This is a genomic window from Caproiciproducens galactitolivorans (genome assembly GCF_029266045.1).
Classification (GTDB): domain Bacteria; phylum Bacillota; class Clostridia; order Oscillospirales; family Acutalibacteraceae; genus Caproiciproducens; species Caproiciproducens galactitolivorans.
Genome location: NZ_JAJUFJ010000006.1, coordinates 45705 through 71900 on the forward strand (window position 1 = coordinate 45705; position 26196 = coordinate 71900).

General features: G+C 53.2%; 23 protein-coding genes. 20 read left to right on the top strand and 3 right to left on the bottom strand.

What is annotated here, in order from left to right:
• The first annotated feature begins 26 nt into the window (after nucleotides 1-26).
• Nucleotides 27-629 carry an ECF transporter S component gene (locus P9B68_RS05940; protein WP_135658541.1) on the top strand — a complete coding sequence of 201 codons (603 nt, stop codon included), beginning with the start codon at nucleotides 27-29 and terminating at the stop codon, nucleotides 627-629.
• Here the strand turns inward: P9B68_RS05940 and P9B68_RS05945 are convergent.
• Together P9B68_RS05945 and P9B68_RS05950 are read right to left on the bottom strand one after the other, a co-directional pair.
• On the bottom strand, nucleotides 577-2490 hold the full coding sequence (locus P9B68_RS05945; RefSeq protein ID WP_277668666.1) for a glycoside hydrolase family 13 protein: 1914 nt from the start codon (nucleotides 2488-2490) through the stop codon (nucleotides 577-579). The genes P9B68_RS05940 and P9B68_RS05945 overlap by 53 nt on opposite strands.
• Nucleotides 2491-2589: 99 nt before the next feature.
• Nucleotides 2590-5028: a glycogen/starch/alpha-glucan phosphorylase gene (locus P9B68_RS05950; protein ID WP_135658545.1), complete on the bottom strand. Its 2439-nt coding sequence runs from the start codon at nucleotides 5026-5028 to the stop codon at nucleotides 2590-2592.
• 533 nt (nucleotides 5029-5561) lie between these two features.
• Here P9B68_RS05950 and P9B68_RS05955 point away from each other — a divergent pair.
• The 18 genes from P9B68_RS05955 to P9B68_RS06040 all read left to right on the top strand — a co-directional run bounded on the left by P9B68_RS05955 (nucleotide 5562) and on the right by P9B68_RS06040 (nucleotide 24609).
• Nucleotides 5562-6083: a cell division protein ZapA gene (locus tag P9B68_RS05955; protein ID WP_277668667.1), complete on the top strand. Its 522-nt coding sequence runs from the start codon at nucleotides 5562-5564 to the stop codon at nucleotides 6081-6083.
• A complete protein-coding gene (locus tag P9B68_RS05960) occupies nucleotides 6058-8139 on the top strand; it encodes a U32 family peptidase (protein WP_277668668.1) in 2082 nt (693 codons plus the stop codon). Before P9B68_RS05955 ends, P9B68_RS05960 begins: the two co-directional genes overlap by 26 nt.
• Before the next feature lie 78 nt (nucleotides 8140-8217).
• A complete protein-coding gene (dut, locus tag P9B68_RS05965) occupies nucleotides 8218-8673 on the top strand; it encodes a dUTP diphosphatase (RefSeq protein WP_135658549.1) in 456 nt (151 codons plus the stop codon).
• Nucleotides 8670-8936, top strand: coding sequence for a DUF4321 domain-containing protein (locus P9B68_RS05970; RefSeq protein ID WP_277668669.1), 267 nt, complete (start codon nucleotides 8670-8672; stop codon nucleotides 8934-8936). Before dut ends, P9B68_RS05970 begins: the two co-directional genes overlap by 4 nt.
• 9 nt (nucleotides 8937-8945) lie before the next feature.
• Nucleotides 8946-9515: a Maf family protein gene (locus P9B68_RS05975; protein ID WP_135658553.1), complete on the top strand. Its 570-nt coding sequence runs from the start codon at nucleotides 8946-8948 to the stop codon at nucleotides 9513-9515.
• A gap of 106 nt (nucleotides 9516-9621) precedes the next feature.
• Nucleotides 9622-10635: a rod shape-determining protein gene (locus P9B68_RS05980; RefSeq protein WP_277668670.1), complete on the top strand. Its 1014-nt coding sequence runs from the start codon at nucleotides 9622-9624 to the stop codon at nucleotides 10633-10635.
• 116 nt (nucleotides 10636-10751) lie between these two features.
• Nucleotides 10752-11645 carry a rod shape-determining protein MreC gene (gene mreC, locus P9B68_RS05985; protein ID WP_135658557.1) on the top strand — a complete coding sequence of 298 codons (894 nt, stop codon included), beginning with the start codon at nucleotides 10752-10754 and terminating at the stop codon, nucleotides 11643-11645.
• Nucleotides 11646-12158 (top strand): rod shape-determining protein MreD, encoded by a 513-nt coding sequence (mreD, locus tag P9B68_RS05990; RefSeq protein ID WP_135658559.1) that lies wholly within the window; start codon nucleotides 11646-11648, stop codon nucleotides 12156-12158.
• A 27-nt stretch (nucleotides 12159-12185) separates the two neighbouring features.
• Nucleotides 12186-14303 carry a penicillin-binding transpeptidase domain-containing protein gene (locus tag P9B68_RS05995; RefSeq protein WP_277668671.1) on the top strand — a complete coding sequence of 706 codons (2118 nt, stop codon included), beginning with the start codon at nucleotides 12186-12188 and terminating at the stop codon, nucleotides 14301-14303.
• Nucleotides 14304-14394: 91 nt separating this feature from the next.
• Nucleotides 14395-15141 carry a nucleotide-binding protein gene (locus tag P9B68_RS06000; protein WP_277668672.1) on the top strand — a complete coding sequence of 249 codons (747 nt, stop codon included), beginning with the start codon at nucleotides 14395-14397 and terminating at the stop codon, nucleotides 15139-15141.
• 32 nt (nucleotides 15142-15173) lie between these two features.
• The gene (locus tag P9B68_RS06005) at nucleotides 15174-15578 is read left to right on the top strand and encodes a methylglyoxal synthase (RefSeq protein ID WP_135658565.1); all 405 of its coding nucleotides are present in this window, start codon (nucleotides 15174-15176) and stop codon (nucleotides 15576-15578) included.
• 242 nt (nucleotides 15579-15820) lie between these two features.
• A complete protein-coding gene (gene hisS, locus P9B68_RS06010) occupies nucleotides 15821-17113 on the top strand; it encodes a histidine--tRNA ligase (RefSeq protein ID WP_135658567.1) in 1293 nt (430 codons plus the stop codon).
• Between the two features lie 332 nt (nucleotides 17114-17445).
• Nucleotides 17446-19254, top strand: coding sequence for an aspartate--tRNA ligase (gene aspS, locus P9B68_RS06015; protein ID WP_135658569.1), 1809 nt, complete (start codon nucleotides 17446-17448; stop codon nucleotides 19252-19254).
• A gap of 92 nt (nucleotides 19255-19346) precedes the next feature.
• Nucleotides 19347-19985 (top strand): epoxyqueuosine reductase QueH, encoded by a 639-nt coding sequence (locus tag P9B68_RS06020; protein WP_277668673.1) that lies wholly within the window; start codon nucleotides 19347-19349, stop codon nucleotides 19983-19985.
• A 504-nt stretch (nucleotides 19986-20489) separates the two neighbouring features.
• Nucleotides 20490-20888, top strand: a complete 399-nt coding sequence (locus P9B68_RS06025; RefSeq protein ID WP_135658573.1) for a winged helix-turn-helix transcriptional regulator — start codon at nucleotides 20490-20492, stop codon at nucleotides 20886-20888.
• A 220-nt stretch (nucleotides 20889-21108) separates the two neighbouring features.
• Nucleotides 21109-23442, top strand: coding sequence for an anaerobic ribonucleoside triphosphate reductase (locus P9B68_RS06030; RefSeq protein ID WP_135658575.1), 2334 nt, complete (start codon nucleotides 21109-21111; stop codon nucleotides 23440-23442).
• Nucleotides 23432-23935, top strand: coding sequence for an anaerobic ribonucleoside-triphosphate reductase activating protein (nrdG, locus tag P9B68_RS06035; RefSeq protein ID WP_135658577.1), 504 nt, complete (start codon nucleotides 23432-23434; stop codon nucleotides 23933-23935). Before P9B68_RS06030 ends, nrdG begins: the two co-directional genes overlap by 11 nt.
• 221 nt (nucleotides 23936-24156) lie before the next feature.
• The gene (locus tag P9B68_RS06040; protein WP_135658579.1) at nucleotides 24157-24609 is read left to right on the top strand and encodes a YgaP family membrane protein; all 453 of its coding nucleotides are present in this window, start codon (nucleotides 24157-24159) and stop codon (nucleotides 24607-24609) included.
• A gap of 89 nt (nucleotides 24610-24698) precedes the next feature.
• Here the strand turns inward: P9B68_RS06040 and P9B68_RS06045 are convergent, their stop codons facing one another.
• Nucleotides 24699-25367 carry a Crp/Fnr family transcriptional regulator gene (locus P9B68_RS06045; RefSeq protein WP_135658581.1) on the bottom strand — a complete coding sequence of 223 codons (669 nt, stop codon included), beginning with the start codon at nucleotides 25365-25367 and terminating at the stop codon, nucleotides 24699-24701.
• A 112-nt stretch (nucleotides 25368-25479) separates the two neighbouring features.
• On the opposite strand from P9B68_RS06045, the gene P9B68_RS06050 reads away from it, so the two are divergent.
• Nucleotides 25480-26193: an ATP-binding protein gene (locus tag P9B68_RS06050; RefSeq protein ID WP_135658583.1), complete on the top strand. Its 714-nt coding sequence runs from the start codon at nucleotides 25480-25482 to the stop codon at nucleotides 26191-26193.
• Nucleotides 26194-26196 lie beyond the last annotated feature (3 nt).

Consider the following 26196-nt stretch of genomic DNA (forward strand, 5'->3'; position numbering starts at 1 on the left):
TGATCTTGGAACAGGAGGATTTCATTATGACTGCAATTGCGCAAAAACGTTTTTCAACAAAAACGCTTACGGTTACCGCCGTAATGGTCGCGCTGACCTTGATTTTGGCGTTCACTCCTATCGGAATGATCCGCCTGCCGCTGGTCAGCATCACCATAGCGCACGTTCCAGCTATTATTGCCGCGCTGGTGCTGGGGCTTTCCGAAGGCTTCGTCGTGGCGCTGACATTCGGCTTTTCCAGCCTTTTTCTGGCAATTAGTGCGCCGGGCTCCATACTGGATCCGTTTTTTGTGAACCCCCTAATATCGGTGCTGCCCAGAGCGCTGATTCCGGTAACAGCGTACTTTACGTATAAGGGGCTGCACAAGGCGTTGAAAAACCTGCGTCAAGGGGAAAACATCGCCATCATCGTCGCGGCGGCGGTCGGGAACCTTACCAACACGTTCGGCGTTTATTTCATGCTGTACATAATTTATGCCCAGCAGATTTTCGAAAAATCAGGACAACCCGCGCTGAGCCTGATTATTACGGCGATTTCAACGACGACGCTTTACAAAACGATCGGCATAATTCTGATTACATTACCGGTTGTGAAGGCTCTTCAGCGCTTTCAGCGTTCTGGCCGGTGACCGGTTTTTCTTTCAGACGCAGGAGGGTGCAGCTTTCCGGTTCCAGAAAAAGCGCGTTGTTTGTGTCGGGCGCCGGGCCGATTAACGGCTCCGCGTACCGCCATTCGTATGGTACGGAGATACTGCGGCCTTCCGTGCCCGCGTTTAGTGCGCAGAGGAGGCTGTCGTTTTCGTCCTTCCGGATATACGCAAGGCAGTGGTCAATGGAAACGAGCGGATGGAAGGAGCCTTCCTTTAAGCAGGAGCAGGCACCGCGGATTGCGCCGAGTTTCCGGTACCATTCGATCAGCTCCGTTTCTTCGTTGCCCCACGGGTAGCACGCGCGGTTGAACGGGTCGCGGTAGCCCTCCATCCCGGCTTCATCGCCGTAATAAATGCAGGGTACGCCGGGCAGGGTGAACTGCATCAAAGAAGCAAGGCGCATCATCCGGAGCCCGCGCTTGCGGCGCTCCTTGGAAAGGTGGGTGGCGCTCTGCCAGCGGCGCCCGTGCCCGCCCAGCGGTTCGCCCGCAAGAACGGTTAGCGCGCGTTCGGTGTCATGGGTGCCGATATGGTTCATCAAAAGCCGGATTACCTGCGGTGGGTAGTTTTCCAGCACCGTCAGAATAATTTCCATCATATCGGCGGGGTTTGCGCCCGTAAGGAAACCGAGGATCGCGTTTCGGAATGGGTAATTCATGACGCTGTCAAGCTGATTGCCCCAGAAATACCGGCGCCTTTTCCCGTACGCCATTTTATTGGAGGCGTCTTCCCAGACTTCGCCCAGAATCAACGCGTTGTTGTCGCGGGTTTTTACCGCGATGCGCAGCCGCTCAATAAACGCGTCGGGAAGCTCATCGGCAACGTCCAGCCGCCAGCCGGTCGCGCCCAAATTAAGCCATTTTTTAACAATGCCGTCGCGACCGTTGATGTACTCATTGTACTGCGGGTTCAGTTCGTTCACGCTCGGCAACGTGACGAAATTCCACCAGCATTCGTACTGGTCGGGCCAACTGTGGAAGGTGTACCACGGAAAATAGGGCGAATTTTTGGAATTGTACGCGCCTTTTTCCGCGTAGCGGTTATGCCGGTTAAAATAAACGCTGTCGCTTCCGGTGTGATTGAAAACGCCGTCCAGAATCACGCGGATTCCCATTCGGCGCGCAGCGGTGCAAAGGCGCGAAAAATCTTTCTCGTCCCCCAAAAGCGGGTCGATTTTGGAGTAGTCTGCGGTATCGTAACGGTGGTTGGAATGCGATTCAAAAATCGGATTCAGGTAGATGCAGGTTACACCGAGGGATTTCAGGTAGCCGAGCTTTTCCTCAATCCCGCAAAGGTCGCCGCCGAAATAATCGCTGTTTGTGATTTTTCCGTCTTCGTCCGGCTCCCAGTCGGGCGTTTCGTTCCAGTTTTCGTGCAGTTTGCGGTCGGCGGGCACGCCGGTTTTCGGTTTGTCCGAACGGGCGAAGCGGTCAGGGAAAATCTGGTACATAATGCCGCCGGCAAGCCAGTCGGGGGTCTTGAAGTTCCGGTCGTAAACGGAAAGCTGCCACACGCGGGCGGACTCTTGAAGAATCCCTTCGCCGCCGAAGCCGCGCGTCATTTTCAGCGTTCCGCGCCAGGTGTCCACGCTGAACCAATAGAAATACAGCCCAGGCTCACTAGGGCAGAAATGGCATTCCCACCATTCGTAATTGTCGCCGTTCATTCCGCACCAGAACATGCCGAGGACCTGTTCCCCGCCGGTCTGGTCGTTCCGCACAATCAGGCGCGCAGCGCTGCAATGCAGGTCGCGGGGCATAGTGATTTTAAAATGAACAGGAATCCCGTTTTGAACCGCCCCGGTGGGGCAGCGGTATACCGGATTACGGGAATTAAACATGAAAATTCCTCCAAGCGAATCAAAAGGGCGGGCCAAAACCCGCCCTTTTTAGAATACCCATTTTTTGAGAATGTCATACCGGCCGTCTGCGGAACAGGTTTACTTCCGAGCAGAGGAGTGTTTTGCGGCCCCTTTCTCCGGTACGGGCTCGGCGTTCCAGATTTGGCTGGCGTATTCCCGTATTGCGCGGTCGGCGGCGAAGCGCCCCGCGTTTGCAGTATTGATCAGGCACATGCGGCTCCAGGTGCACCGGTCACCGTAAAGGGTTTCCGCTTTTTTCTGCGCCCGCGCGTAGGAATCAAAGTCGGCGAGTACCATGTAGGGGTCGATGTTCAGAAGCGAATCGGCGATATCGCTGAAGGATACGCCCGAAAAGCCCCCGTTGAGCGCGTCTACCGCTTTCCGGATAACCGGATTGCTGTTAAAGAACGTGCGGGGATTGTAATTGCGCTTTAATGCCTCTACCTCCGGAGTAGTCATGCCGAACAGGATGATGTTGTCGTCCCCGACGGAGTCATGGATTTCCACATTCGCGCCGTCGAGCGTGCCGATGGTTACCGCACCGTTAATCATGAATTTCATATTGCTTGTTCCGGAGGCCTCGGTTCCCGCAAGGGAAATCTGTTCGCTCAGGTCGGCGGCGGGAATCATCAACTCGGCGAGGGATACGCGGTAATCCTCTAGAAAGATTACCTTCATTTTCTTGTTGACCAGCGGGTCGTTGTTAATGGTATTGCCAAGGTTGACAATGAAGCGGATCATCTGCTTTGCGAAGTAGTAGCCCGGTGCTGCCTTTGCGCCGAAAATATAGGTGTGCGGGGTGAAATCCTCGCCCGGGTTCTCCCGCAGGCGCTGGTAAACGGAAAGGATGTGCAGTGCGTTAAGGTGCTGGCGCTTGTATTCGTGCATGCGCTTGACCTGCATATCGAAAATCGAATCCGGGTCCAGCGAAAGATTCAGTTCCTTTTTTACATAATTGGAAAGGCGGACCTTGTTTCCGCGCTTGATCTCCGCCATCTTTTTCAAAACAGCGGCGTCGTCCTGGAATTTTTTCAGCTTTTCAAGCTCCTGCGCGTTGTGGATATAGCCGTCCCCGATCAGGTCGGTAATCAGCGCCGCGAGCGACGGGTTCGCCTGATTCAGCCAGCGGCGGTGCGCAATGCCGTTTGTCACATTGGTGAACTTTTCCGGAAGCTCGGTGTAAAAATCGTGGAAAACCCGGTCTTTTAAGATGTCGCTGTGAAGCTGGGAAACGCCGTTCACGCTGTGACAGCTTGCCACGGCGAGGTTCGCCATTTTCACATAGCCGTCGTTCAGCGGCGCCATGCGGCCCACCTTGTAGCCGTCCACGCCGCGCTCGTGCATCTGGGCGCAGAAGCGGCGGTTGATTTCCTCAATGATCTGGTAAATACGGGGCAGGCGCGATTTGAACAGCTCGACGTTCCAGCATTCGAGCGCTTCGTTCATCACCGTATGGTTGGTGTAGGCGATTGTCCGGGTTACAATATCCCAGGCCGCGTCCCAGCCGTAGCCGCATTCGTCCAGCATAATGCGCATCATTTCTGGAATGGCCAGTACGGGGTGCGTGTCATTCAGATGGATGGCGACTAAATCCGGCAGGTTGTCAAGCGTGCTGTACCGGAACAGGTGGCGGCGGATGATGTCCTGTATGGTTGCGGAAACCAGGAAATACTGCTGGGAAAGCCGCAGGCTCTTGCCTTCCAAATGGTTATCCTCAGGGTAGAGAACCTTCGTGATGACTTCCGCCATGGCGTTCTGTTCCATGGCGCGCAGATAATTGCCGGAGTTGAACAGCTTCATGTCAAATTCGGGGGAGCATGCCGCCCAGACGCGCAGGCGGCTGATGCCGCGCCCGTCCATGCCAGACACATACATGTCGTACGGCACGGCAAGAACCTTTGTGTAATCCTTGTGGTTAACCACATGGTACTGGTTGTACCAGTATTCCTCAATATGTCCGTTGAAGTGGACTTCCACGCTCTTTTCCGGAACGGCCTGCATCCAGATTTTCCCGCCGGGTAGCCAGAAATCCGGCAGCTCGGTCTGCCACCCGTCCACCAGCTTTTGGCGGAAGATGCCGTATTCATAGCGGAGCGAATAGCCTGTCGCGGGGTAGCCCTGCGTGGCAAGGCCGTCCAGGAAGCAGGCGGCAAGCCTGCCAAGGCCACCGTTGCCAAGGCCCGCGTCCGGCTCCTGGTCGTAAAGCGCGTCAAGCTTCAGTCCCATTTCACTCAGAGCGGTGCGGTAGTCTTCCTCAATGCCGAGGTTGTAAAGATTGTTCCGCAGGGAACGGCCAAGGAGAAATTCCATGCAGAGGTAATAGATCTGTTTGGCGTGGCTTTTTTCGGCTTGTGCCATAAACTCGCTGCGTCCCCTTGCCATCAGGTCACGGACGGTCAGCGCAACGGCTTTGTAGCATTGTTCGTCTGTCGCATTTTCAAGGCTTACGCCGAAAACACGGTCCAATGTGGTTTCGATTGTTTCTTTAATCTTGCCGATCGGCTGCTTGTAGTTCATAAACCGTCCTCCAAAGGCGGGATAGCACCGTGTATTACGATGCCCCGAATATCAATATATTATCTTGAATATTATCTTGACCTGTTTTCATTCGGAAAATGCAATTCATCAAGTTGTGTATATTATATACCAATAATCCTTTATTTTCAAGAATAATAGGCGGTTGTCACCCTTTTCTTTAAAAACGGCCGTTTTTAAAGGCTGAGCGCAGTTTTCGGGATTTTAAGATAAAAAAGGATTCCACTTTTTATTACCATGTATTTTTTTCAATAATTTGTGCACTATACACAAAACTGAACTTTTTTATAAATAGCAGAAGGAGTTTTGCCGTCAAAACAAACAGTTTACAGAATTCGCCAAAAAACGCTCTTAAAAACAGAGTGTAAAAAATCCGTAAAGACCTTTCATCTTATTATAAAATAGATTATAATGAAAAGAAACAGTTTGATACAACCGAAGACGATCAGGCTACTCCGGCCGGCAGGCGGGGAAGGTCAAAAATATTTTGAATTTAATGAAAGGGGAATGGCCTCATGAGTAGAAATAGAGTTCGGCTCAATATCTGTGGATGCGAATGCGTAATCGGGTCGGATGACAGCGAAAGTTACGTCCGTTCACTCGGCGAACAGGTGGAAAAAGCCATAGAGGATATCACCGGAAAAAACGAACGAGTTTCCATTACGATGGCCGCCATTATTACGGCGCTGCGTTTCTGTGACGAAGCGCAGAAGGCTGCCGGCGGAGCCGACAACCTCCGCTCGCAGATCAAGGATTATCTGGAAGATGCCTCCCACGCCAGAATGGAAGCCGAGGAGGCAAAGCGAGAGGTGGAGCGCCTGAAACAAGAAATCCAGACCCTTCGCGGGCGGTTGGCGGAAAACAAAGGGCATGAAAAGGACAAGCCCCATGAGGAGCTGCGCGTACAAAAGCCAATTGCTGTGGGTGCGCCGGTGCAAAAGCCGCAGGCCGGGAGCTATTCCCGCGTTCAGGAAGGGACAACCGCTGAGCAGGAAGATTTTATAAACTTCTTTGAAAAGAAAAATGATGAATTGTAATGCGATAGAGGTGCTGGCCCCCGCCGGCTCGCCGGAAAGCCTTCTTGCCGCGGTGCGCGCGGGGGCGGACGCGGTGTATCTGGGCGGCAGCGCATTCAGCGCGCGGGCTAACGCCAAAAATTTTGACGATGACCAGCTGAAGGAAGCTGTTTCTTACTGCCATGTCCGCGGGGTGAAGGTTTACCTAGCGGTAAATACGGTGCTTTTGCAGGAGGAACTGAAAAAGGCGCTGGAATTGGTTTCCTATGCCTGTACTTTGCCGGTTGATGCCGTGCTTGTGCAGGACACGGGCCTTCTTTTGCTGCTCCAAGCCTGCGCGCCGCAGCTTCGCCTGCATGCTTCCACGCAGATGAGCGTCCATACGCCGCTGGGCGCGCGGGCGCTGTACAATGCGGGAATTCGGCGGGTTGTGCTCGCGCGCGAGCTTTCTCTTGCGGAAATCGCCGAAATCCATGCGGCGGTTCCGGTGGAGCTGGAAACCTTTGTCCACGGCGCTTTGTGCATGTCGGTCAGCGGGCAGTGCTATTTCAGCTCCGTGCTGGGTTCCCGCAGCGGCAACCGCGGCCTTTGCGCCCAGCCCTGCCGCCTGCCGTTTTCCGTTGAAGGCGGGACGGGGCATGATTTGAGTTTAAAGGACTTATCTATGATATGCCGGATCGGCGAACTCGCTGACGCGGGGATTGTCAGCGCGAAAATCGAAGGGCGGATGAAGCGCCCAGAATACGTTGCCGCGGCAACGCGCGCCTGCCGCCTTGCGGCGGACGGACAGCCGGTCCCGGAAGAGCTTTTGAAGAATCTGGGAGCAGTTTTTTCGCGCTCCGGCTTTACCACCGGCTACATCGACGCGCATCGGGGCCGGGATATGTTCGGCATCCGTTCGCGGGAGGATGTGACCGGCGCGACGAATGCCGTTTTTTCGGAACTGCGCAGCCTTTATAAAGACGAATATCAGCGGATACCCGTTGTGTTTTCGCTCACGGTTCAACAGGGCGAACCCGTTTCCCTTACCGCTTCGGACAGGGAAAACCATACGGTTTCCGTTTCGCTGGAGGAAACGCCCCAGCCGGCGATCCACCGCGCAATTGACGCGGAGCGCTGTGCGGAACAGCTGAAAAAGACGGGCGGTACGCCGTTTTACGCCGAGCGGATTGATTGTACGGTTGGGGAGGGGCTTTCCGTCCCAGTTTCCGCGCTGAACCGCCTTCGCCGGGAAGCGCTGGCAAAGCTGGAACAGGCGCGCGCCGCGCGGGAAGCGGTTCCGTTTCAGATGTGCGAAATCCCGAAGCCGGGTACGTATTCGGCGGGCGAAAGGAAGCTCCGTGCGCGTTTTGCAAATGCGCAGCTTCCGGCACTTGCAAAAAATTGTGAAATAGTATATATTCCCTATGATACGGATTTAAAAAAGATAAAAGAGTGCAGGGAAAACGGGTTCCCCATTGCCCTTGAAATCCCGCGTGGCATGTTCGGAATGGAAAGCGCCCTGCGCGCTCGGCTTGCCGCCGCGAAAGAAGCCGGAATCACCGACGTCTGGGCCGGGAACCTCGGTGCGGCGGAGCTCGGGAAGGAACTTGGGCTTACGGTGCACGGCGGGTTTTCCCTCAACATTACGAATACGGCCGCCATCGAATGGTACCGCCAATACGGCCTGTCCGACGCGGAGCTTTCGTTTGAGCTGACGCTTGGGCAGGCTGCGGAAATCGGCGGGGAATTGCCGCGCGGGCTCCTTCTTTACGGAAGGCTGCCGCTGATGCTTACGCGGAACTGTCCCGCGGCGAACGCGGGCGGATGCCAAAGTTGCAAAACCGCGCCGTTTTTAACTGACCGGAAGGGAATCCGCTTCCCTGTCCAGTGCGGCGGGGCGTGCAGCGAGGTTCTGAATTCGGTGCCGCTCGACATGGCGGACCGCCTCCACGAGATTTGCAATCAGGATTTCGGCGTACTGCGCTTCACGATGGAAACCAAGGAGGAAGCGGAAGAAATTATCGGCCGGTACCTGACAGGCGAGCCGACGCAAGGCGAGTACACGCGCGGGCTGTATTACCGGGGGATTGAGTAGGGCGCACCCTTTGCGTTTCTCGGCTTGACTTTTACGGAAAGAGGCAGTTCTTTCCTGATACATAAACTGGGGTGGCTTATGGAAACATTAAAAGTAAAAAAAATGCGTGAAAACGCCGTGTTGCCGACGCGGGCAAGCGAAGGGGCGGCCGGGTTGGATCTGTACGCCTGTCTGGACGAACCCGTTACGATTGAACCGCGCGGGCTTTACAAAATCCCGACCGGGATCGCGATAGAACTGCCGGGCAAAAATACCGTTGGGCTGATTTTTGCCCGCAGCGGGCTAGGCGTAAAGCACGGCATTACGCTCCCAAACGCGGTCGGAGTAATCGACAGCGATTACCGCGGCGAGCTTCAAGTGGGGATCACCAATTGCAGCGACAAGCCCTATACGATTCAGCCGGGCGAACGCTGCGCGCAGCTTGTCGTTATGCCGGTGCTCCTTCCGGTTTTGGAGGAAACCGACGAACTGGGTGAAACGGCGCGCGGAGCCGGCGGTTTTGGGTCGACCGGAAAACGGGAGATTCAAAAATGAAAAAGGATGGAATCCGAACGCTTTTGTTGATTATTCTGCTTGTATTGGCCGTGGTTTTGGGGCAGATTATTGGTACGTCCTGCGCCGGGATAAAAAACGTTTCCTGGCTGGGCGCTACCGCAAAATTCGGGCTTTCGCCCGTTGAACTGGATTTATCCGTCGTAAAATTTACGCTTGGAATGCTTGTCAGTATCAATGTTGCGCAGGCAATTCTTTTGCTTGCCGCAATACTGGCTTATATAAAAATTAAAGTGAAGGAGTAGGAAGAATACATGTTGCTGTTAGCGTCTTCATCGCCGCGCCGCAGCGAGCTTTTGAAAATGGCAGGATATGATTTTAATGTCGTCCCCGCGGATGTGAATGAGGGGTATCTCCGGGGGACGCCTCCGATACAGATCGTTGAGCTTCTTGCTGCCCGCAAAGCGGAGGCAGTAGCAAAACGCTATCCGCAGGACATTGTCCTTGGCGCCGACACGATTGTCGTTCTGAAGGGGCGAGTGCTTGGCAAACCGAAGAACGAGGAAGAAGCGAAAGCAATGCTCAAGCTGCTTGCCGGCAATGTGCATCAGGTTTACACCGGGTACTGCATTATCAACAACAAGAAATATTTGCGCGGCCACGAAAGCACGTCCGTTGAATTTTATCCGTTAAAGGAAAGCGAAATCGATTCCTATGTTGCGTCGGGTGAAGCAATGGACAAAGCCGGTGCATACGCGATTCAAGGCCGGGGCGCGCTGTTTATCAAGCGCATCGACGGGGACTATTACAATGTAATGGGGCTTCCGATTGGCAAAATTAATCGGATTCTGGCTGGTATAAAATCATCCGGGGACGGAAAATAAAGAAATATTGCCTATTCACAAATTTAACAGTTGAGAAATGTATTTATAAAGGTTATAATAAGAACGATTGAATTTTGCCAAGGTCTTGAAAGGGGAATATAAACGTATGTTTTCAAAGGATATAGGGATCGATTTAGGTACCGCGAACACGCTGGTTTTTATGAAAGGGAAGGGCATCGTCATGCGCGAGCCTTCCGTTGTCGCCGTTGACGTTCGCACCGATACCGTACTGGCTGTCGGTACGCAGGCGAAGGAAATGATTGGCCGTACCCCCGGCTCCATTGTCGCGGTCCGTCCCATGAAGGATGGCGTAATCGCCGACTTCGACATTACTGCCACTATGCTCAAGCATTTTATTCGCAAAGCGGTGAAATCCAACGCGTTTTCCCGCCCGCATATTATTATCTGCATCCCGTCCGGTGTAACCGAGGTGGAACGCCGTGCGGTGGAGGACGCCGCCCGTCAGGCCGGGGCCAGCAATGTGGAGCTGATTGAGGAACCCATGGCCGCGGCCATCGGCGCGGGCCTGCCCGTTAGTGAGCCGACCGGAAGCATGGTCGTCGATATCGGCGGCGGAACTGCGGAAGTTGCTGTGATTTCGCTGGGCGACATTGTTACCTCCGTTTCCGTGCGTGTTGCGGGTGATAAATTTGACGAATCCATTATTTCCTATGTGAAAAAGAAATATAACCTTCTGATCGGTGAACGTACCGCAGAGGAAATCAAGATTAAAATCGGTTCCGCTTTCCCCACCGAAGACAATGAAAACGCGTCCGTTGAAATTAAGGGCCGCAACCTGGTAGACGGGCTGCCGAAGAATGTGACCATCTCCGCCGGAGAAGTGCGCGAAGCACTAGGCGACGCGCTCGCGCTGATTATTGACGCGATTAAATCCACGCTGGAAAAGACGCCTCCGGAGCTTTCCGCGGATATCATCGACCATGGCATCATGCTTACCGGCGGCGGTGCGCTGCTCCGCGGCTTGGATAAACTTGTGGAACAGGAAACCGGAATGCCCGTCCATATTGCCGAAAGCCCGCTGGATTGTGTTGTGGACGGAACAGGCAAGCTCCTTGAAGTGAATATGCCGGCCTCCTATTACAAAAACAACAAAAAATAAATTCGGAAAGAATACAGCGGAGGGTTACCACTCTCCGCTTTTTGCACTTCATAAACGGGCGCTCTTCCGTTTTCCCCGCTTCGGCGGGCTGTGCCGCTTAGAAAGGAGGCGCTGCTTTGAAAGATTATTTCCATACTAAAAGCTTTAAAATTTTGATAGCCGTTATCTTTTTTCTGTTCGGCCTGATGCTTTTTACGGCGAGCAACGACAGCTCCTTCACGGCGAACCTGATCAGCCTTGTGTCGACGCCGATGCAGAAGGTCAGCACCGTTATAACAAACAACGCGGCGGTTGCCGCGCAGTCCGTCACCCGTTCCAACGACGAGCTGATGGCGGAAAACGCTGCGCTGAAAAAGCAGGTCGCCGAGCTGAATCAGAAACTTATTAAGTATTATACGTATCAGCAGGAAAACGCGCAGCTCCGGAAATTTTTGGAGCTGAAAAATGAGAATCAGGACTTCAAGCCGGTTTCCGCTGCGGTCATCGGCCGCGACCCGAATGATCTGTTTTATAATTTCCAGATCGACAAGGGCACCTCTTCTGGCATATCCGTAAACGACCCGGTTATTACTGAAAGCGGCGTGGTGGGCTGGATTTCTAGTGCGAACGCCAGTTACAGCCGCGTGACCACGATCCTTTCCGCCGACACAAAGATCAGCGCTATCGACAAGGTGAACCGCGATTCCGGCGTGATCAGCAGCAACATTAAGCTAGCGGACAGCGGCCTATTAAAGCTGAGCTATCTTGCCGCCGGAACGACCGTGAAGGCGGGGGATATTGTTGTTACCAGCGGGCTGGGCGGCGTTTACCCGCGCAACCTTGCCATCGGAACGGTTACGGCAGTAAAAAACGATCCGTATGACGTGTCGCTTTACGCGGAGGTAAAGCCCTTTGTCGACGTGAAAAGCGTGCGTGACGTAATGGTCATCACTTCTTTTGAAGGACAGGGGCAGGCGCTTCCCGCATCCGCTTCTTCTTCCGTCTCCTCTACTGCCTCCGGAGGAAAGTAAATGCAGAAAATGAAGGTTATCCGCTACTTTGCCTATACAATTGAATTGCTGGTGCTGTTTATCGTACAGGAAACGCCCGGCTTGCTCCCGAACCTGTTCGGTGCAAGGCCCGTTCTGCTGATCCCTGCGGTCCTTTCCATCAGCTTGTTTGAAAATGAGGCCGCGGGCATGAGCTTCGGCCTGCTGGCCGGTCTGCTGATCGATTTCGGCGGGGGTGGCGTGCTGGGTTTCCATGCGCTTTTGCTTTGTGCAGCCTGCTATGCGATCGGGCTTTTCGCGGCCGATCTGATCCAGACCAATTTCCTGACCGCGATGCTTACCGCGGTTATTGTAACAGGGGCGCTGGTTGTTTTGCATTGGGTGTTTTTCTACCTGCTGTTTAATTATGAGTATGCCGGGTATGCGTTTACGGCCCATTACATCCCGCGTTTTTGCTACACCATTGCTATTATGCCGGTTACTTATTTCTTCAACCGGGCGCTTGCCATACAGATTCGCGAGAAGGAAGAATGATTCGTACACAGAAAAGGGGGGTTCTCCATGGGAAAATTGAAGGAAAGCTCGCGCGCCATTTTCTGTGGGGCTCTGTTTCTCGCCGTGATGGCTGTTTATACGTTCCGCCTTGTTGACTGGCAGCTTATTAAAGGCGCTTCTTTTTTGGAAACGGCAAACCGTTCCAGTTCTTCTACTGTTGTTATGGACGCGGCCCGCGGCGAAATTGTTGATGTAAACGGCGTTGGCCTCGCTGTAAACAAGACGGGGTATGCCATTGTTTTTGATCGGGCGTACATGCCCGCCGATACACAGAACAAGACCATTTACCAGCTTATTCATCTTTTATCCAAGCGCGGGGAGAAATGGACGGATATTCTGCCCATCCGGCTCAACGCGAAGGGAAAGTATGAATTTATTGAGGGCGAGGAAAAAGAAATCGCCACTATGAAATCCAAGGATTTCCTAAATATGAACCCGTACGCCACCGCTGACGAATGCATGGCGGAAATGATAAAAAAGTATGAGGTTTCCGGGTATTCCGCGCAGGACACGCGAAACATTGTTTCGGTCCGCTACAATATGACGAAGTGCGGCTTCAGCCTTTCTGCCCCCTATACCTTCGCGCCCGACGTCAGCCGCGATACGGTTGGGATTATCAGCGAGAATTCCGCCATGCTTCCCGGCGTGACGGCAAAGGTCACGACGGTGCGGCAGTACCCGGACGGAACCATTGCACCGCATATTATCGGAACCATCGGCGCGATTTCGCAGGAGGAATACGATAAGCTCAAGAGCAAAGGCTATGCGTTCAACGACCGGCTCGGAAAGAGCGGCATTGAACAGGCGTATGAAGACATGCTTCGCGGAAAATCCGGGGAGAAGCTGGTGGAAACCACCGGCTCCGGTTCGCTGGCTTCGGAAACCGTAAAAACCGCGCCGGTTTCGGGCAATTCCGTATTTTTAACTATTGACAGCCGGATTCAAAAGGTGCTGAACGCCTCGCTGGCAAAAAATGTGGAGGCTGCGCGCGCGAACGGCTTGCGGCTTTGCGCACAGCGTTACAAGGGATCGTCCAAGGGGCACGGCGAGGACTGTGTCGCGGGCGGCGCGGTGGTGCTGCGGGTAAAGGACTTTTCTGTGCTTGCCGCTTCCACCTACCCTTCCTATGATTTAACAGAATACTTAAATGATACGAATTATTATACATCCCTGATTCAAAACAAAGCAAAGCCGCTGATTAACCGCGCCTTTAACGGCGTGTTTACCCCGGGTTCCGTAGTAAAGCCCTATGTTGCGATGGCGGCTTTGCAGGAAGGTGCGATTACCACGTCCACCCGGCTGGAAGGAAACAGCGTTTACAGACGCTTTGCAGACACCGGGCTGATTCTGAAAAGTATCGGCAACTACGGGATGATCACCGTGGATTACGCGATTGAAAAGTCCAGCAACTCCTTCTTTTACGAGACGGGGTACCGGCTGGGAATTACGAATATGAACATGTATGCGAAGCATTTCGGCCTGGGCGTGAAAACCGGAATTGAGTTGAGCGAAAACGCCGGTATCTTGGCCGGTCGCGAGGAACGTGCCGCTTCCGGCGGTTCCTGGTGGGATGCCGATACCGTTGAAGCCGCAGTGGGACAGAGCGACAACCAGTTTACCCCGCTTCAGCTCGCAACCTATACCGCGACCATCGCGAATAACGGGACCAGGCTGAGATCCCATATTGTCAGCAAAGTAACCGATTATACGAGGAAAAACGTCATTTCGCAGACCCAGCCGCAGGAAGTGGACAACGTGGGCGTTTCCCAGACATACATTTCTTACGTACAGCGTGCCATGCGGAAGGTTGCGACTTCCGGTACGGCCAGTAGCATGTTTAAGAATTACGGCATCCCGATCGCCGCGAAAACCGGTACGGCGGTGCAGACCCCCCACTCGGACAATGTTGTGTTTGTGGCTTATGCGCCGTTTGACAATCCGGAAATCGCCGTAGCGGTTGTTTTGGAGCACGGCGCGACCAGCCTGTACTCGAATTCCGTTGCGAAGGATGTTTTGGACGCTTATTTCTACGGAAAGACGGTGGACGAGAAAGGAAATATCGTAATGCCTTCCGCCTCTTCGGCGGCGTCGGGCGCATCTTCCGGTTCCACCTCTTCCCATTAATATTGGTAAAAAATGAATTTGTTGAAATATTACAAGAAAAACGTTTTGACTACCAAGAAAATTTGTGGTAGTATGAGAATGAGGTCATGAAATGGGAGCTATTACCGTAATTACATCAGGAAAAGGCGGCGTGGGAAAATCCACGATCACATCCGGCCTGGGTCTTGCCCTGTCGCAAAGGGGCAAGCGCGTCCTGCTGATCGACGGGGACGCGGGCCTTGGCTGCCTTGACCATATGCTTGGAATTGAAGAGAATAAAGTTTTCGATATTGCGGATGTGGTTTCCGGCCGTGTGGAGCCGATGAAGGCAATTTACCCCTGCCCTTTTGCCGAAGGGCTGTTTGTAATACCTGCTCCCGCAACGGAGGAGGATTTGATCAGCCCCGACATTATGAAACAGCTGGTTTCCGTGCTTAGCCGGTATTACGACCATGTGCTGATCGACTGCCCCGCGGGGATTGGTGGGGGGTTCCAAAGCGCGGCCGCGGCGGCGCCGCGCGCGCTGGTTGTTTCCACCCCCGACCCGGTTTGCCTGAACGGCGCAAGAAAAACCCGTATGCTTCTGGAGCAGGGCGGGGTACGGCAGCAACGGCTGATTATCAACCGGTTCAGCACCCGCAATTTCCGCACGCAGAATTTTTATCCCGATTTGGATTCTGTTATTGACGCCGCCGGAATCCGGCTGATTGCCGTTGTTCCGGAGGATCCGCTTTTGGCGGCGGCTGCCGCGAACAGCGCGCCGGTCTCGCCGAAATCGATCGGCGCGATGGCATTGGGCCGGCTTGCCGCAAGGCTGGAGGGCGAACATGTTCCCCTTGCCTCGCTGCAAAAATTTTAAAGCTTATTCCTTATAATAGGGGGAAGAATGGTATGAATATCGCATTAATTGCCCATGACGCTAAAAAGGAACTGATGGTTCAGTTCTGTATCGCATATTGCGGCGTTTTAAGCCGGCATTACCTGTGCGCCACAGGAACCACGGGGAAGATGGTGTCGGAAGCAACCGGGCTGGAAATCCAGCGCTTTTTAGGCGGTTCCCAGGGCGGCGACCAACAGATTGCCGCGCGGATTGCCTGTAACGAGGTGGACCTGCTTCTGTTTTTCCGTGATCCGCTGAACCCCAAGCCGCATGAACCGAACGATATGAACCTTTTGCGGCTGTGTGATATGCACAATATTCCGGTCGCCACGAATATCGCAACCGCTGAGGTGCTGATTCACGGCCTGGAGCGCGGCGATTTGGATTGGCGCAATATTTTGAACCCCAAAGCATAAAGAATAAGGGCGATGAACGGAAGGAGTACCTGAAAGCCCAGCCCAGGGAGGGCGCGTCGTGACTGTAAGCGCGCCTGCATCGGCGCTTTCAGCGAAGACATCCGGGAGCCGACGTTCCCCGCGTTATCGGGGATTTTTGAGGAGGGCTTCGGCCCTTGAAGAAGGGTGGCACCGCGAGGATTTCCCTCGTCCCTTTGGGGACGGGGGTTTTTATATTCTATTTTCTTTCAAGGAGAAACGCTATGGAACTGATTAAAGCACAAAAGGGAACACAGGATCTGCTGCCGATTCAGACCGGCAAGTGGCAGGTTGTTGAGGACGTGATGCGCAGCGAGGCGAAAATCCATGGCTTCGGGGAAATCCGCACCCCGGTTTTCGAGGATACGCGCCTCTTTCAGCGTTCGGTAGGCGAAACGACCGATGTGGTCCAAAAGGAAATGTACACCTTTAACGACAAAGGCGGCCGCTCCATTACCCTTCGTCCGGAAGGGACCGCCGGTGTGGTGCGCGCGCTTTTGGAGCACGGCCTTTACAACGAGGGTCTTCCGCAGAAGCTGTATTATTTCACTTCCTGCTACCGCTATGAAAACACACAGGCGGGGCGCCTGCGTGAGTTCCACCAGTTTGGAATGGAAATGCTGGGTGCTCCCTCGCCGATGGCGGACGCGGAGCTGATCAGTATTGCAAAAAGCATATTTGACCGCCTTGGCGTGCGCAGTTTAAGGCTGGAGATCAATTCCATCGGCTGCCCGGACTGCCGCGCCAAATATTACGAGGCGCTGAAAGCGTATTTCAGCGGGTATAAGGATCAGCTTTGCGAAACCTGCCTCGGCAGGCTGGAGCGCAACCCCATGCGTATTCTGGACTGCAAAAGCCCGATCTGCTCGAAAATCGCCGCGGGCGCGCCCCGCATGCTCGATTACCTCTGTGACGAGTGCAAAGAACACTTCGAAAGCGTGAAGAGCTATCTGGACGCAGTCAAGATCGAATACAATGTGAATCCGGCTATTGTGCGCGGGCTGGATTACTACACCAAAACGGTGTTTGAGTTTGTTTCCGGGGACCTTGGCGCACAGAGCACGGTCTGCGGCGGAGGACGCTACGATGGACTGGTGGAGGAAATGGGCGGCCAGCATCTGCCGGCGCTGGGCTTCGGCCTCGGCATGGAACGTCTTATCATGATTATGGAGAAGCAGAACATTGAAATGCCCGAGCCGGAAACCTGTGATATCTTTATCGCGGCGCTGGGAGAGGCGGCAAAGGTGGAAGCGTTCCGGCTGGCGCACAGCCTGCAGGAGTATTCCATTATCGCAGCCTGCGACCTGAACGACCGCGGACTGAAGGCACAGATGAAATACGCGGATAAGATTGGCGCGAAATATACGCTGGTGCTTGGCGACAATGAGCTGGAAAGCAAAAAAGCAATGGTAAAGAACATGAAAACCGGTGAAAAAGAAGAAGTCGACCTGAGCAAGGACTTTGTCGAGCAGTTTATTGTTTTGCAGGCAAAGGGCGAGGACGATATCGCGTTTTAAGCCGAGCGCCCTTTCGGCTGTTTTTCCGGCAGGCGGAGCCTGCGCGCACGTTTAAAAGCCAAGATTTTCCGCTGCTCCTGCTTTACAAACCGAAAGCAGATACAATTTCGCTATGCAGGAAGAATGGGTCGGATTGGTTGATGCGAAAACATAAAACCGGGTGCAGTTCCTACCTTTCGGAAAGGCGCTTGCGGGGATTCCCCGGAAACGTCCGCCGGGCTGTTTTTGCTTGCTGCGCTTTTTGAAAGGCTGGGAACGTGGGGCGCCGCCCCAGGCCCCCGCAAGGGCTTCATAATAAAATACAGAATTCTATTAACTTTGGAGGCTAATTTATGGCAGAATTCATGACGGGAATGAAACGGACAAACTACTGCGGCGAGCTGCGCGCAAGCGATATCGGCAAGACCGTAACCGTGTGCGGCTGGGTGCAGCGCCAGCGCGATTTGGGACAGTTGATTTTTATTGACCTGCGCGACCGCACCGGCATTTTACAGCTTGCTTTCAACGACGCGACCGACCGCGCAATATTTGATAAGGCGTTTTCCATGCGCTCCGAGTATGTTGTAGCGGCAACCGGCGTCGTGCGCGAGCGTTCCTCAAAAAACCCGGAGCTTCCGACGGGGGATATTGAGCTGGAGGTCACCGACCTGCGTGTGCTGGCGAAGAGCGAAACCCCTCCGTTTGAAATTGTGGAGAAGTCAAATGTAAAAGAGGATTTGCGTTTGAAGTACCGCTACCTTGACCTGCGCCGCCCCGATGTACAGGATAAGATCATCGGCAGGCATAAAATCGTGAAGGTAGCGCGCGATTATTTTGACGACAACGGTTTTTTTGAAATCGAAACCCCGATTCTGATTAAATCCACCCCGGAAGGCGCGCGCGATTACCTTGTTCCTTCCCGGATGTTCCCCGGGAGTTTCTTTGCCCTTCCCCAGTCCCCACAGCTTTACAAGCAGCTTTTGATGCTTTCCGGTTTTGACCGCTATATGCAGGTTGCGCGCTGCTTCCGCGACGAGGATCTGCGCGCCGACCGTCAGCCGGAGTTTACGCAGATTGACTTTGAAATGTCGTTTGTAAGCGCCGACGACGTTATGGAAATCGCCGAAGGCTTTATGAAGCTTGTCTATAAAAAAGTACTGGGCATCGATTTGGAAACGCCGTTCCGTCGCATGACCTGGGATGAGGCCATGACCCGCTTCGGTTCCGATAAGCCGGACCTTCGCTTTGGGCTGGAGCTGGCGGACCTGACAGCCGACCTGAAGTCAACGGAGTTCCGTGTGTTCAAGGGCGCGATTGATGGCGGCGGCGGCGTGCGCGGCATCAATCTGAAAGGGCTTGCGGAAAAGCTGAGCCGCAAGGAAATCGACAAGCTGACCGAGTGGATAAAATCCTACGGAGCAAAAGGTCTTGCATGGACAAGGTTGACGGCGGGAGGGGAAACATCTTCCTATGAAAAATTCCTTGCCCCCGAAGAAGCGGCCGCAGTACGTAAAACACTAGGAGCGGAAACCGGCGACGTCCTGCTGATTGTCGCCAGCGATGAAAACAAGGTTGTGTTTGATTCCCTCGGCGCCCTCCGCTGCGAGCTGGCAAGGCGCTTTGATTTAATTGACAAGAGCAAGCCGTGCCTCCTGTGGGTGACGGATTTTCCGCTGTTCGAGTACAGCAAGGAAGAGAACCGGTTTGTGGCAATGCACCATCCGTTTACCTGCCCGCGCCTTGAGGATCTTGACAAGCTGGAAAGCGACCCGGGAAGCGTAAAAGCAATTGCCTACGATATGGTGCTGAACGGCAACGAGCTCGGCGGTGGTTCCATCCGTATCAACGACCCCGAGCTACAGCAGCGCATGTTTAAAGCGCTGGGCTTAACGCCGGAGGAAGCGCAGAAACGCTTCGGATTCTTGATTGATGCGTTCCGCTACGGCGCGCCGCCGCACGGCGGCATGGCGTTTGGTCTCGACCGTCTGGTTATGCTGATGCTGGATTGCGACAGCATCCGCGACGTAATTGCCTTCCCGAAGGTGGCTTCTTCTTCGGAGCTGATGTCGGGTGCCCCGACGGACGTTGACGAAGTGCAGCTTGCGGAACTGGGCATTGCGATTCTTCCGAAGGATGACAATCGTACCAAGGAAAAACAATAACAGCAGATAACGGATCGGCATTCTGTGCAGAAAAACCGCATATAGCCAGCGGATGCGCGGACTGCCGTTCTTTTCAAAAGGAGGGCCCGCATTTGAAGAGGAATTATCAGAAGGAGCTGGACAGCCTGCTTCGCGGGCTGGACGGCAAAGCGCCGTCGCTTTTGCTGCATGCCTGTTGCGCGCCGTGCAGCAGTTATGTGCTGGAGTATCTCTCCGAATATTTTCAGATCACCCTGTTTTACTATAATCCGAATATTTTCCCGCTTACGGAATATAAGAAGCGCATGGAAGAGGTTAAGCGGCTGATTTCCGAACTTCCGGTGAAATATCCGGTCCGCTTTCAGGAAGGAACGTATGACGCCGAGCGCTTTTTTGCCCTTGCAAAGGGGCATGAGCAGGAACCGGAGGGCGGTGAACGGTGCTTTGCCTGCTATGCCCTGCGCCTTGAGGAAGCTGCGCAGGCGGCAAATGCCGGCGGTTTTGATTATTTTACAACCACGCTTTCCATCAGCCCGTATAAAAACGCCGAGAAGCTGAATGAAATCGGCTCGGCGCTCGAAAAGAAATACGGCGTGCGGTATCTGCCTTCCGATTTTAAGAAGCGCAACGGCTACAAGCGGTCTATCGAGCTGTCTGCGCAGTATAATCTCTACCGTCAGGATTACTGTGGCTGTGTGTTTTCCAAAGCAGAGCGTGACCGCCGTTTAAAAGTGAAAAACTTTTCCACATAGGAACGGCAGATGGTTGAAAACTTTCCGGATTAAAGAAGGAGCGGAACCGTTCCCGGCGACTTCGAAATGCCAAATTTGCCGACGGAAAAAATAGAAGGTTCTCTTTTGGAAAACCTTCTGGCGGCATTGGACGGGTCCGCTCAAAAATACGGATTTCTCGTTTGATTTCAGCCGTTTTTCACTTTTTTCTTGCAGGAAGGATTCCTTTTACGCTTGTCTTACATGGATTGTCCGTTTTTTCCACGAAGCTTTCAACAGCGGTGGAAAACTCCGTGGAAAACTTGGAAAACTTTCCGGAAAAGGCAAAGAAATTTCTAAATAGGATTTAAGATGAGTAAAAAAGACACTTTTTTGTTCCATTATGGGGAAAACGGCCGCCGAAGTTTCTATTTACTTTACTGCATGGCGGTGTTATGATAGGCTTAATTTCACGATTTGTTAATGATGGAGCCGTACCAACGCAGCCGTGGAATCGGGCATGGCAGGGGTATGGGAGGAAACATTATGAAAAAGGACAAGGAGAAAAAGAAAAAACGGGAAAAAAAGGTGCAGCAGGTTGCGGCGCAGGCAGAAAGAGCCTTGTTTCCGAAAGACGCCTCGTCGGAACCGCTGGAATACGCGCTGTCCATTGTGGGGGGAAAGTGGAAAATCCGTATTTTGTGGGCATTGCGCGGCGGGGAGGATCTGCGCTACGGCGCAATCAAACAACAGATTCCTTCCATTACGGACATGATGCTCAGCCAGAGCCTTCGGGAGTTGACGGCTTCCGGAATGATTGTCCGCAGGCAGTTCCAACAGATTCCGCCGAAAGTGGAATACCGCATAACACAGAACGGGCTGGATTTGATTCCGTCGCTGGAGCAGATGTACGAATGGGGGCTACGGCAAATGAAGGAGGAATAAGCGGGCTATCGAATGCGGCCCGCGACCCTTTTTCTGTGCTTTCCGCTGCTTTTCCAAAGATTGTTAAATAATAGATATAGGGATTATTATCTCGTATATAGAAATTAAATACTATATATTGTGTATTTTGCTCTTGACAAGCACAAGTAAATCTTGTAAAATTCATAGTACTCGATAAAAGTTTACAGTAAGATTTTGGAGATTGAGAGGGTGCATAAAATTGGCATTGGAAATAAAAAAACGCAATGGTGTCGTTGTTCCGTTCGACAAACAAAAGATACGCAATGCGATTTATAAGGCGAATCAGGCGGTGAAAGAAGAACCTATGAGCGATGAGCTTCTGAATGAGCTTACCGACAAGGTTTCCGCCGTTTTCCCAGACGGCACAGTTCCCACCGTGGAACAGGTTCAGGATGCCGTCGAAGAAGCACTAATCGCCGTCGATTACGCGAAAACAGCCAAGGCGTATATCCTTTACCGTGCCGAGCATGCAAAAATCCGCCAAGCGCAGAGCGACCTGATGGATATTTACAAGGAATTGACATTCCGTGACGCGAAGGACGTGGACATTAAGCGTGAAAACGCAAATATCGACGCCGATACCTCCATGGGTACCATGCTGAAATACGGCTCGGAGGGTTCGAAGTATTTTATCAATAATTATGTCCTCCCGAAGGACATCGCGGCGGCCCATATCGGCGGCGATATCCATATTCACGACGAGGACTTCTATATGCTGACCGAAACCTGCTGCCAGATCGACCTGATCAAACTGTTCCACAAAGGCTTTTGCACCGGCCACGGCGCGCTGCGCGAGCCGAACGATATTCGTTCCTACGCTGCGCTGGCCTGCATTGCGATTCAGGCAAACCAGAACGAAATGCACGGCGGCCAGTCCATACCGAATTTCGACTACTCCATGGCGCCGGGCGTTACCAAAACGTTCCGCAAAGCCTACTATAAAGCCCTGTCCCAGTATTTCCAGGTTGCCAACGGCATGAAAAAAGCCGATGCCGACGCGCTGTGCGCGGCAGTCCGGTCCGCTATAAAAGAGCAAATTACGCTTTCCAATGCCGACTGGTACGGTGAAGAGCTGAAAAATTACCTTCCGAAGCACCAGCGGGAAAACGGATTTGAGGAGATTAACGCCGATCAGGCGCTCAAAGCACACCGCTACGCGGTGGAAACTGGAACCAGCAATACCGACCGGGCAACCTACCAGGCGATGGAAGCCCTGATTCACAACCTCAACACCATGAACTCCCGCGCGGGTGCGCAGGTGCCGTTCTCATCCATTAACTACGGAACGGATACCACCCCGGAAGCGCGCATGGTGATACGCAACCTGCTGGAAGCCACCTCAGCCGGTTTGGGAGACGGCGAAACCCCGATTTTTCCTGTACAGATTTTCAAGGTGAAGGAAGGCGTGAACTATAACGAAGGTGACCCAAACTACGACCTTTTCAAGCTTGCCTGCAAAGTCAGCGCGAAACGCCTGTTCCCGAACTTCAGCTTTATCGACGCTCCCTTCAATCTGCAGTACTATAAAAAGGGCGACTATAACTCGGAAGTTGCCTACATGGGCTGCCGTACCCGCGTAATGGGCAACAATTACGATAAGACAAAAGAGGTTACCTGCGGGCGCGGGAATTTGAGCTTTACCTCCGTCAACCTGCCTCGTATCGGCATTGAAGCGAAGGGCGATCTCAAGAAATTCTATGAGCTTTTGGACGAGAGGATGGATATGGTCATCCGGCAGCTTTTGCACCGCTTCGAAATCCAATGCTCCAAGAAAGTGTATAATTACCCCTTCCTGATGGGGCAGGGCGTATGGATTGATTCCGAGAAGCTCGGCCCGAAAGACAGCGTAAGGGAGGTTCTCAAACACGGAACCCTTAGCATGGGCTTTATCGGCCTTGCGGAAACCCTGAAAGTCCTGACCGGAAAGCATCACGGCGAAAGCGCAGAAAGCCAGAAGCTCGGCTTGGAAATCGTCGGCTATATGCGTAAGCGCATGGACGAAGAATCCGCAAAAACCGGGCTGAACTTTACATTGCTTGCAACACCGGCGGAAGGCCTTGCTGGCCGGTTTGTTCGGATTGACCAGAAACGATACGGAAAAATCCCGGGTGTTACCGACCGGGAGTATTATACGAATTCCTTCCATATCCCGGTTTATTATCCTATTAAAGCGTTTGATAAAATCAAGCTGGAAGCACCGTACCATGCGCTTACCAACGCGGGGCACATCAGTTATGTTGAGCTGGACGGCGATACCAGCAAAAACCTGGAAGCCTTCGAGGCGGTTATCCGCTGCATGAAGGAAAGCGGCATCGGCTACGGTTCGGTAAACCATCCGGTTGACCGCGACCCGGTCTGCGGCTACAACGGAATCATCGACAACGAATGCCCGAAATGCCACCGCCGCGAAAACGACGGCGGCCCGAAATTCGAGCGGATTCGCAGAATCACCGGCTATTTGGTCGGCACAACCGACCGCTGGAACAACGCGAAGCGCGCCGAGGAAAGGGACAGGGTTAAACATGGCCTCTAAACTGAAAATCAGCGGCGTGGAGCCGGAGTCCATTGTAGACGGCAAGGGCTTCCGCTACGTTGTTTTTACACAGGGCTGCCCCCATCATTGCCCGGGCTGCCACAACCCCCAGACGCATGATTTTAATGGCGGGAAATGGGTGGATATTGAGGACTTGTTTTCGGAAATCTGTGAAAACCCCCTTTTAAACGGTGTAACCTTCAGCGGCGGCGAGCCTTTTTGTCAGCCGCGGCCGCTTGCGGAGCTTGCAAAGCGGGTTCATGAAAAAAAGCTGAGTGTAACCGTTTTTACGGGTTACCTCTATGAGGATTTGGTGAACCACCATGACCCGGATGTGGACGCGCTCCTTGCCCAGACCGACGTGCTGATCGACGGCCCCTTTATTTTAGCGGAAAGGGATTTGACCCTTGCCTTCCGGGGGAGCCGCAACCAGCGTATGATTAATATGAGCCGTACGCGCGAAACCGGGCAGCTTGTTCTGGAGGAGGAATAACCGGCTGCCGTTTGAAACAAAAGAAAAAATTTAGAAATCAGAAGCGGGCGTTTGCCCGCTTTTTTTTGTTTGGAATGCGGTTCATGGAGAAGCCGCATTTTTATACAGGCTTTTTGCAGATATCCTTTGCAATTTTCGCAGCCGTTTTTCCGTTCATAACCCGCCCTTTTCGGGAGACAATACTTTTAAAATTCAAATTGGGTTAAGAAAGGATTGTATTTATGAAAAAATGGGTTTCTTCCACAACGGAGAGAGTGCCGCAGCATACCTGCGAAAAGATAAATAAAAGAATACGGGCGTGCACCGTTTGCCGGATTCATCTCCTTCAAGACGGCAGCAAAGAGGAGCTGACCAACCGGATTCAAGAGCTGGATGAGGAATGGGACACGGAAAGGGTTCTGGAAGCGAACGCCGGGATGCTGATAACAACCGCTTCGCTGGCCGGATATATGAAGAGAAAATGTCCCTGCTTCCTGTTTACCGGAGTGGTGGGGTATTGCCTTTTGCAGCATGCCGTTCAGGGCTGGTGCCCGTCCATTCCGTTTCTCCGCCGCGCGGGTATCCGCACCGCGAAGGAAATTCAGGATGAAAAGACCGTCATGAAGCTGATGAGGGGCGATTTTATGCAGGGGATCGGGGATCCGGACGAAATGCTGCGCATGGCGGAAATGTAAAGTAACGGATTTCCTCGGAAAAGGGGCCTTTCCGAAATATTTCACAGCGGATTCCCTGCTTGCTTTTAAAGCGGCGGAATCCTTGCCATTTAACTGTCTTTTTTTAGCCAGTAAAAATGGTTTCCATTATAATCCAGAAGCCCGTCGGATTTCATATGCGAAAGCTCGCGGCACATGGCGCTCCGGTTCATGCAGAGATAGTCGGCAAGCTCGTTCCGGTTCAGCGGGATAATGAATTCATTGGAACCGCATTGCTCCATCCGGTCGTAAAAATAGGCTTCCAGGCGGCTCCGGATGGTTTTGTAAGCGATAAATTCCATTTTCCGGCTCAGCATTGCGGTTTTCTCCGCCATAATCCGCAGCAGGTTGGTGATGAGCTGCTGGTGAAATGGGCAGGCGCTCTGGCACGTGTGGACAATCCGTTCCACGTGCAGGAGCAGCACGTCGCATTTCCCCAGCGCGACAACGGAAACCGGCAGCACGCTTTTCCCCATGCAGGCGTAAACCTCCCCGAACAGGTCGCCGGTTCGGATTGTGCCGACGATCATCGCGTCCCCCAGCCGGTTTTCCTTTGTGATCTGCGCTTCGCCGGAAAGCAGAATGCCTACGGCAGGTTCCGTCCGGCCTGCCATACAGATATATTCTCCTTTATGGAAATTTTGCCGCCGTGTCCCAAGGCATTTCAGCATAGCGGGGATATCCGCTTCCTTTATGTTCTCAAACAATTTATTCCTTTTTAAAATCGTTATTTCGTTCATAAAAATTACTTCTTTTCTTTTTCTGTTGCACCTGCAACAGAAATATTTTTTTAAGTATAGTACACTAGGGCCAGAAAGTAAAGGAAATCAAAATTGAAACAGAGGTGTTTTTATGATACGTAAGATTATCCATATTGATGAAGATAAATGCAACGGCTGCGGCCTTTGCGCCAATGCCTGTAAAGAGTCGGCCATTGCGATGGTCAACGGGAAAGCGAAGCTGATCCGCGACGATTACTGCGACGGATTGGGAAACTGCCTGCCGGTCTGCCCGACCGGTGCGATCTCCTTTATTGAACGGGAAGCGGCGGCTTACGACGAGGAATCCGTGAAAAAGCACCAGAAGGCTATGAAGCAGAATAGCCCCTGCCATTCGGGCGGCTGCCCTGGTTCCCGCGCAAAAGCCATTGTGCGCGAGGCGGCGCCTGCGGTGGCAAGCGCCCCGGCGCAGGCAAAAAGCCAGCTGATGCAGTGGCCGGTACAGATGAAGCTGCTCCCGGTGAAAGCGCCGTTTTACGAGAACGCGAACCTGCTGGTTGCGGCGGATTGCACAGCATACGCTTACGGCGATTTCCATAACCGTTTTATCAGAAACCGGATTGCCTTAATCGGCTGCCCGAAGCTGGACGAGGGAAACTACGCCGAAAAGCTTACGGAAATTTTAAAGAACAATGAAATCAAGAGCATTACGGTGGTGCGGATGGAAGTTCCCTGCTGCGGCGGTATCGTCAACGCGGTAAAAAGCGCGCTGATGAACTGCGGCAAGCTGATTCCTTGGCAGGTTGTCACCATATCCACCGATGGAGAAATTTTAGAAGAAGCATAAGGA